This window comes from Rhizomicrobium sp. (assembly GCF_056722145.1).
The window spans coordinates 19,807-27,760 of sequence record NZ_JBWZET010000181.1 but is presented as its reverse complement, the minus strand read 5'-3'; the positions used below and the strand labels follow the sequence as shown (position 1 = coordinate 27,760).

Here is a 7,954-nt window from a genome sequence, read left to right as displayed (position 1 = left end):
TCGATCGGCTGGCGGTAGTGGGTGCGCAGCATGTTGAAGCGCAGCACTTCGCCCGGCCAGTCCTTCAGCAGCTCATTGATCGTGATGAAGTTGCCGAGGCTTTTCGACATCTTCTCGCCTTCGACCTGCAGGAAGCCGTTGTGCATCCAGATGGTCGCCAGCGCGTGGCCGTGATGGGCGCCTTCGCTTTGGGCGATTTCGTTTTCATGGTGCGGGAACATCAGATCGACGCCGCCGCCGTGAATGTCGAAGGTGTCGCCCAAGAGCGCGCCGCCCATCACCGAGCATTCGATGTGCCAGCCGGGACGGCCGCGGCCCCACGGCGACTCCCAGCCGGGCGTGCTCGCGTCCGAAGGCTTCCACAGCACGAAGTCCATCGGGTTTTTCTTGTAGGGCGCCACTTCCACCCGCGCCCCCGCCATCATCTCGTCGAGCGAACGGCGGGAAAGCTTGCCGTAATCGGGCTTCGACGAGACGTCGTAGAGCACATGGCCTTCGGCGGCGTAAGCGTGGCCGGCGTCGATCAGGGTCCCGATCATCGCGATCATGCCGGCGACGTAATCGGTGGCCCGTGGCGTGTGGTTCGGCATCAGGCAGCCGAGCGCAGCAACGTCATCAAGATATTGCTGCGCCGTCTTGCTGGTGATCTCCACCCGCGCCTGTTCGACTGAAATCCCTTTCGCCTTCGCCGTTTCCGCCGCGCGCGCGTTGATCTTGTCGTCGATGTCGGTGATGTTGCGGACATAGGTGACATGATCGGCACCGTAGGTATGGCGCAGCAGCCGGTACAGCACATCGAACACGATCACCGGCCGGGCATTGCCGATATGGGCGTAGTCGTAGACCGTCGGGCCGCAGCAATACATCCGCACATTGGCCGGATCGAGCGGGATGAGGTCTTCCTTCTGGCGGGTGAGCGTGTTGTAGAGGCGGATGGACATGGCGATGCTTCACTTCTTGTCATGGCCCGCCAATGCGGGTCATCCAGTTGACCCCGACGCGGCCTCACCGGACTTGTACCCGAACCGGGTAGATTTGCACGGCGAAACCTGGGTAGCCCGCATTTGCGGGCTACGACAATCAGGGATGTGGTTTGGGCAAAAGGGGAGTGTCGCGGCTTTAGCCGCAAATTCGCGCGATGCAGGCGAGATAGGTCACGCCGTTTCCCCTTTGAGGCGGGCAAGGGCCCGCTGCCGTCCAATCAGCGGTAGCAGCTTTTTCAGCTCCGGTCCATGCCCCGATCCGGTCAGCGCCAGACGGAGGGGATGGAAAAGATCCTTTCCCTTCCGGCCCGAGGCCGCGGCGACCGCCTTGGTGAACAGGCTCCAGGTGCCCTCGTCCCACGGCTCGGGCGGCAGCGCGGCAACGGCCTCAGCAATAAAATTCGCGTCCTCGATCACCGGCGTGACGGGGCCGACAATTAGCGGCCACAGGTCCTTCACCTCGGAGAAGCGGGTCAAATTGGCTTTCACCGCGTCCCAGAACGCCTCGCCGCCGACGCCCGCCGCGCGGAGCCGGCTTTCCACCGCCGCGTAGGGCAGCAGGTGCAACAGCTTGGCATTGAGATTGGAGAGTTCCGCCGGATCGAAATGCGCCGGCGCCCGGCCGATCTTGGCCATGTCGAAACCGGCCAAAAGATCGTCGAGCGTGGCATAGGCCGCGATGGCGTCCGACGTGCCGGTCTTGGCGAGATAGCTGACCGCCGCCATCGGCTCGATGCCGTCTTCGCGCAACAGCTTCAGCGACAGCGAGCCAAGCCGCTTCGACAGCGCTTCGCCGCCCGCTCCGATCAGCAGCGGATGATGCGCGAAGGCCGGCGCCTTGCCGGAAAGAGCTTCGAACAGCTCGATCTGCACCGCCGTGTTGGTGACGTGATCCTCGCCGCGAATGATGTGGGTGATCTGGAAATCGACGTCGTCCACCACGCTCGGCAGGGTGTAGAGGAAACGGCCGTCTTCGCGGATCAGCACCGGGTCGCTGAGATGGGCGGTGTCGATTTCGACATTGCCGCGGATGAGATCGGTCCAGGCGACCTTTTTCTGCGACAGCTTGAACCGCCAATGCGGGCGCTTGCCTTCGGCTTCGAGCTTGGCGCGGGCTTCCGGCGTCAACGCCAGCGCAGCGCGGTCATAGACCGGCGGCTTGCCGCTCGCGATCTGGCGCTGGCGGCGGCGGTCGAGTTCGAGCTGGGATTCGTAACAGGGATAAAGCCGGCCGATTTTCTTGAGCAGATCGGCGGCGGCCTGATGCTGGGGCGCGCGCTCGGACTGGCGTGCGAAAAGATCGTGGCGCACGCCGAGCCAGCCGAGATGCTCGATGATGCCGTCCTCATATTCCTTCTTGGAACGCTCGGCATCGGTGTCGTCGATGCGCAGAAGGAACTTGCCGCCGGTTTTGCGGGCGAAGAGGTAATTCAAAACCGCGGTGCGGGCATTGCCGACATGCAGCAAACCAGTGGGCGACGGGGCAAAGCGGACGACAGTCATCGTGCGTCTCTGAATGCGTTGGTGATCGGATAGCGCCGGTCGCGGCCGAAGTTGCGGGGGCCGATTTTGACGCCCGGGGGGGCTTGGCGGCGCTTGTACTCGGACAGGTACAGCAGGTGCTCAACCCGCTTCACGGTCGCCGGCTGATAGCCCTTGGCGACGACGTCTTCGAACGCCATTTCCTGCTCGACAAGGCAATTGAGGATGCCATCGAGGATTTCATAGGGCGGCAGGCTGTCCTGGTCGGTCTGGTTGGCGCGCAGCTCGGCCGTCGGCGGTTTGGTGATGATGCGTTCGGGAATGACGCGCCCCGCGGGACCCTTCGCGCCTGAGGGCTGATGGGCATTGCGCCAATGGCTGAGGCGGAACACCTCCATCTTGTAGATGTCCTTCAGCACATTGTAGCCGCCGCACATGTCGCCATAGAGGGTGGCGTAGCCGACGCTCATCTCCGACTTGTTGCCGGTCGTCAGCACCATCGGGCCGAACTTGTTGGAGATCGCCATCAGGATCAGACCGCGGATGCGCGACTGAATGTTTTCTTCGGTGGTATCGGCACTCCGGCCGGCAAACACCGGCGCCAGGGTTTCGCCGAATGCTTTCACCGCCTGTTCGATGGCGATGATCTCGTAGGGCACGCCCAGCAGCTTGGCGCAGTCTTCCGCATCGACCAGGCTGTCGTCGGAGGTGTAGCGCGACGGCAGCATCACACAGCGCACCCGATCTGCCCCCAGCGCATCGACCGCCACCGCCGCCGACAGCGCGCTGTCGATGCCACCGGAAAGGCCGAGCACCACGCCGGGGAAGCGGTTCTTGTTCACGTAGTCGCGCAGGCCCAGCATCATGGCGTGATAGACCGATTGCGAACGCTCCTCGGCCGGCGCAATCTCGCCGGGCGTGCACACCCAGCCGGTTTCACCGCGCTGCCACTTGGTAACGACGACCTTCTCGGTCCACGGCGGCAGCGCACAAGCGAGCGAACCATCGGCGTTGACCACCATCGAGGCGCCGTCGAACACGACTTCGTCCTGGCCGCCGACCGTGTTGAGATACGCCAGCGGTCGTCCGATTTTTTTGACGCTTTGCCGGATAAGATCGAGGCGAACGTCCTCCTTGCCGGCCTCGTAGGGCGAACCGTTGGGCACCAGAAAAATCTCGGCGCCACCGGCCGCCATGCCGGCGATGATATCGACGCCGTTCCAAATATCTTCGCAGATCGGAGTCCCGACGCGCACACCGCGGACGCTCAAGGGCCCTGTGAGAGGCCCGGCGGAGAAGACGCGTTTTTCGTCGAACACGCCGTAATTGGGCAAATCGCGCTTCAGGCTGCGGCCGACGATCTGGCCGCCGTCGAGCAGCGCCACCGCGTTGTAGAGCTTGCCGTCCTCGCGCCAGGGCATGCCAATCAGCACGGCGGGGCCGGTCACGGTATCGGCGGCCAAGGCTTCCACCACGGCCAGAGCGTCGTCGACGAAGGCGCGCTTGAGGATCAAATCCTCGGGCGGATAGCCAGTGATGAACAGCTCGGGAAACAGGATGACATCGGCCTCGGGCACGCTCGCGCGGGCGGCGCGGGCCTTGGCCAGATTGCCGGCGAGATCGCCCATGGTCGGGTTGAGCTGGGCGAGCGCAATGCGGATGTGGTCGGTCACGGCTGGGTATTTAGTACAGTTTTGAGCATAAATGAAGGGATCAACTGTCGGGTCACGCCCCCTCACCCGCAAAATCTAGCACTTAGCCGCGGATCGCAACTCCGAAGGCGCCCCGCCGGCGCGGCTAAGTACAAGATTTTGCGCCCTCTCCGACACCGCGGCGAGGGCAAAAACAAAACGGGCGGAGCCCGAAGGCCCGCCCGTCGAGGCAGTGATGAGAAACCACTCAATTCGCAGCGGCGACAGCCAGGACGTCGCGGCGGGTACGCGTGCGGGCGGAGCGTTCCCACGCTTCGTCCACCAGGATGGCAGTGGCCAGGGCGTTGCGTGCCTGCTCGGGGCGCACCAGCGGCGGGTTGCCGGTCCGCACCGACTCGACAAACGAGGCAACTGATTCGCCCAGCGGATCACCGACATCGAGCGCGTTCAGCGCCCGCGGCGTGGTGTTGATCACTTCGCGGGTGAGGAAATCGATTTCCACCATGCCGTCGGCATAGACGGCTTTCATGCCACGGCTGCGCTCGGGCGCGACGCGGCTGGTTTCGAGACGGGCAACGGCGCCGTTCTCGAACATCACCGCCGCTTTGACGTCATCGGCCAGCAGCGACTTCTCACAGACACCATGCGCCTGAACCTTGCGCACCTTGCCCGGGATCAACTGATGCACCAGATCGAGATCGTGGATCATGAGGTCGAGCACGCAGGACACGTCGGCGCCACGGCCGGTCCACGGCCCCTTGCGCCAGCACGACACTTCCAGCGGCACTTCGCTGTAATCCAGAAGGCCCGTATGGGCGAAAACAAAGCGTTCCTGATGGCCCACCGTCAGCACCTTGCCGGTCTTGGCGGCCAAGGTGACGAGGTCGTCGGCTTCTTCGACAGAGGTCGCGATCGGCTTCTCGACCAGCACATGCGCGCCGGCGTTGAGGAACGCACGCACGATCGTGGAATGCGTCGTCGCCGGCGAGCAAACGCTGACGAGATCGACTTCACCCAAGAGCTCGCGCCAATCGGCAACGCCGCGTACGCCATGCGTGGCCGGCGCGTTGCGACGCACTTCCGGCGACGGGTCGGCAATCGCGACCAGCTCGACACCGTTAAGGCCACGGTACTTGGTGGCATGGTGGCGGCCGAACGCTCCGGCGCCAATGACTGCTGCTTTCAAGGGACCATTCTCACGCACGATACGGATGGGCGACACAGGAATTCCCCCGTGATGACAGGCACATACTGCGCGCGCGCCGCCTTTGTGCGAGTCATATTATGTTTCGTCTTGTTACACCGGTCCCGACCGCACGGTTTCCGGTCGATAACGCTGCTCGAATTCCATGGTTAACGCAGCGGCAAGCCGGGGCGCTGAATGTCGCTCAAAATGTAACCGCCCACAGCGGTGACACACGCATACGTAGCGTGGCCCGCTATTTCATCAGATAGGCGCTGCCGCCCGCGCCCGTCCCGGCAATGGTCTTGGTCGCCGGCGGGGTGACGTTCCAGGTGGCGCTGTTCACGATCAAGGTATCGACCACCATGGTGACCTGATCGGCGGTGACGTTGGCGCCCGCGTTGACGGTCATCTGCCGGCTGGGAAGATAGATCAGGCCATTCAGCTGGTGGCCCTGGGAATCGTCGAGCACGAACTGGCTCTGGCTGAGGCCGCCTGCCTCGTACATCAGGATGCCGGCATAGCTGCCGCTGGTGGGGGCCGCGAGCGTCGCCTTGACGCCGCTGTTGAACTGCAGCTTGGACGTATCGGCGAAATAGAAGGTGACGCCGGTGCCGGTCCAGATGCCGCCATTGACGTTCCAGCCACCGCCCTTGATGACATAGACGCCGGGCTGGAAGGTCACGTTGGTGGAACTGTTGAAATTGAACCAGCCGCAATAGACGCCGGGCGACAGGGTGACACTGCCGCCGTTGTAGTTGCCGTTCGAATAGGTGCAGGTCGAGCTCGACGGGGTCGGCAAGTTGCCGGCGAACGGATCGGCGGCGACGGTGCAGCCCTTCGACAGATTGGGATGGGTGCCGCCATTGTCGATGATCGACGTGCCGGCAATGCACAACTTCGAGCTGTTCAGCGTCGTCGAGGAATTGAAGATCGCCGCCGGACTGGCTGTGGACGCGACATGAACCTCGCACTGCGGCGCCTCGATATCGGCCCCGCCGTTCATCAGCAGCGCCTGCGAGGCGTTACGGTCGAGCACCAATATGCAAACGGTCGACGACGAGGTCTGCTTGGCGGTAGCCGTAACCGTGACGGCGATCGTCTTGATGCCGACGACGTTGAGAAACTGCACCGGCACCGAGGCCGTGACCGTGCCGGTAAAGCTGGTGTCGGCGTTGACGGCGAATGCCGGAGCGGCCGCGACACCGAATTTCGACAATTGCTCGGCCGCGAACACGGTGGTTGCAACACTGGAGGAATTGTTCGCGCCGGCGCCGGCCAGCACGGCGGAATCGATCGCGCTCTGCAGCGACGTCTTGGCGTCGAGCACCGTCATGAAATCGACGCCCGAGCCCGCGGCCAGGGTCAAGGGCACCAGGGACAGGCCGTAGATCCAGGCGATATTGCCGCTGATGTTGCGGCGAAACCGACGGGCCAAATCGCAAAGCTTATACCGCATGACAGCGCATTCCGGAACGCGCCAGCGGTATACACGGCGTGCGGAAAACAAACCGTTACGATTTGCCGAAGCGCGTTGGCCAGGCTGCCATCGCAGGCGAATTCACCAGGCGGTATAGCTACTTAATCCCTTTGGCCACGAGATGTGGACGGTATTGCATGTCGGCGCCGAGAATGTGCGAGGTCAGCCAGTCCTTGAGGAAATTCATCACCTGGATGGTCAAGGTGGCGGGGCCGGATTGCTCGTAGCGCTTCTGGATCTCGACGACTTTGCGCACCAGCGCTTCGTGATCCTGCTTGTGGGCGGCGCCGTCGGGATAGCCGGTGCGGGCGAACAATTCCTCTTCGTAGCGGAAATGATTTGCGGTGTAGTCGATCAGGCCCTTCAGTACCGGACCCACGATCTCCTTGCCCTTGCCCGCCATCATGCCGTCGTGAAGCTGGTTCAGCAGCGTCACAAGTTTCTTATGCTGGTCGTCGATGCTTTTCACGCCGACACTGAGCTTGTCGCTCCACACTACCAACGCCATCTATCCCTCCGCGTCATTGCTGCGAGGGATATCGCGCCGATCTGCCAACCGACGGGCTCCCCCTTTGCCTGAATGCACGCTGGCATGGCGCGACCTAAGGCTGCGTTAATCGGCTATTTGACGCCGCGCGCGGTGAGATAGGTGCGGTAACGCATGTCGGACCCCGAAATGTGCGCCACCAGCCAGCTCTTGAGAAAACTCATCACCGGAATCGTCATGGCGCTGGGCCCAACCGTCTCGTATTGGCGCCGGATGTCGTGAATCTGGCGCGTCAACGTGGCGTGCTCGATGCGGTGCGCCGGCTCATCGGGATAGCCGACACGCGCCAGCATGTCCTCCTCGTATTTGAAGTGAATCGCGGTCGCGGTGATGAGCTGCTTCAGGGTGTCGCCGAGCGTGATCTTGTCCCGCCCCGCCATCATCCCGTCGTGCAGCTGATTGAGCAGCGACAGCATCTTCTTATGCTGATCGTCGATACTCGGAACGCCGACGCTGAGCTCGTCGCCCCATTTCACAAGCATGGCCGAAGCCCCCCACCTGCGTACGACCGGCGCCCTTACCGCCGTCGATCCCGGTTCTGAACTACCGTTACGGTTGTAATCCCAGGCGTCCTAACGGCTGGCTAACACGTAAGGGCAAATACGTAGATAACCCGCAGAAACTACA

Annotated in this window: 7 protein-coding genes; all 7 read right to left on the bottom strand. The window is 63.0% G+C overall.

From position 1 onward, the window contains the following. The coding region (gene cysS / locus AC1P6P_RS09690) for a cysteine--tRNA ligase (protein WP_481402236.1) at window positions 1-941 on the bottom strand (941 nt) is incomplete at its 3' end. 213 nt (window positions 942-1,154) lie between these two features. Then, window positions 1,155-2,486, bottom strand: a complete 1,332-nt coding sequence (gene gltX, locus AC1P6P_RS09685) for a glutamate--tRNA ligase (protein ID WP_481402235.1) — start codon at window positions 2,484-2,486, stop codon at window positions 1,155-1,157. Continuing rightward, a complete protein-coding gene (locus tag AC1P6P_RS09680) occupies window positions 2,483-4,138 on the bottom strand; it encodes an NAD+ synthase (RefSeq protein WP_481402234.1) in 1,656 nt (551 codons plus the stop codon). The genes gltX and AC1P6P_RS09680 overlap by 4 nt, the downstream gene beginning before the upstream one ends. 226 nt (window positions 4,139-4,364) lie before the next feature. Next, entirely contained in the window at window positions 4,365-5,303 is a 939-nt protein-coding gene (locus AC1P6P_RS09675) for a Gfo/Idh/MocA family protein (RefSeq protein WP_481402233.1), read from the bottom strand. A gap of 253 nt (window positions 5,304-5,556) precedes the next feature. Beyond that, complete coding sequence (locus tag AC1P6P_RS09670; protein ID WP_481402232.1) at window positions 5,557-6,759, bottom strand: TadE/TadG family type IV pilus assembly protein; 1,203 nt, start codon at window positions 6,757-6,759, stop codon at window positions 5,557-5,559. A 118-nt stretch (window positions 6,760-6,877) separates the two neighbouring features. Continuing rightward, a complete protein-coding gene (locus tag AC1P6P_RS09665; RefSeq protein WP_481402231.1) occupies window positions 6,878-7,288 on the bottom strand; it encodes a bacteriohemerythrin in 411 nt (136 codons plus the stop codon). Between the two features lie 113 nt (window positions 7,289-7,401). Continuing rightward, the gene (locus AC1P6P_RS09660) at window positions 7,402-7,809 is read right to left on the bottom strand and encodes a bacteriohemerythrin (protein WP_481402230.1); all 408 of its coding nucleotides are present in this window, start codon (window positions 7,807-7,809) and stop codon (window positions 7,402-7,404) included. Window positions 7,810-7,954: the final 145 nt, after the last annotated feature.

What these genes read in the sequence shown, in the direction of transcription:
- gltX (WP_481402235.1), bottom strand. Translation starts at nt 2,486, where the DNA reads ATGACTGTCGTCCGCTTTGCCCCGTCGCCCACTGGTTTGCTGCATGTC.
- AC1P6P_RS09670 (WP_481402232.1), bottom strand. Translation starts at nt 6,759, where the DNA reads ATGCGGTATAAGCTTTGCGATTTGGCCCGTCGGTTTCGCCGCAACATC.
- AC1P6P_RS09665 (WP_481402231.1), bottom strand. Translation starts at nt 7,288, where the DNA reads ATGGCGTTGGTAGTGTGGAGCGACAAGCTCAGTGTCGGCGTGAAAAGC.
- AC1P6P_RS09660 (WP_481402230.1), bottom strand. Translation starts at nt 7,809, where the DNA reads ATGCTTGTGAAATGGGGCGACGAGCTCAGCGTCGGCGTTCCGAGTATC.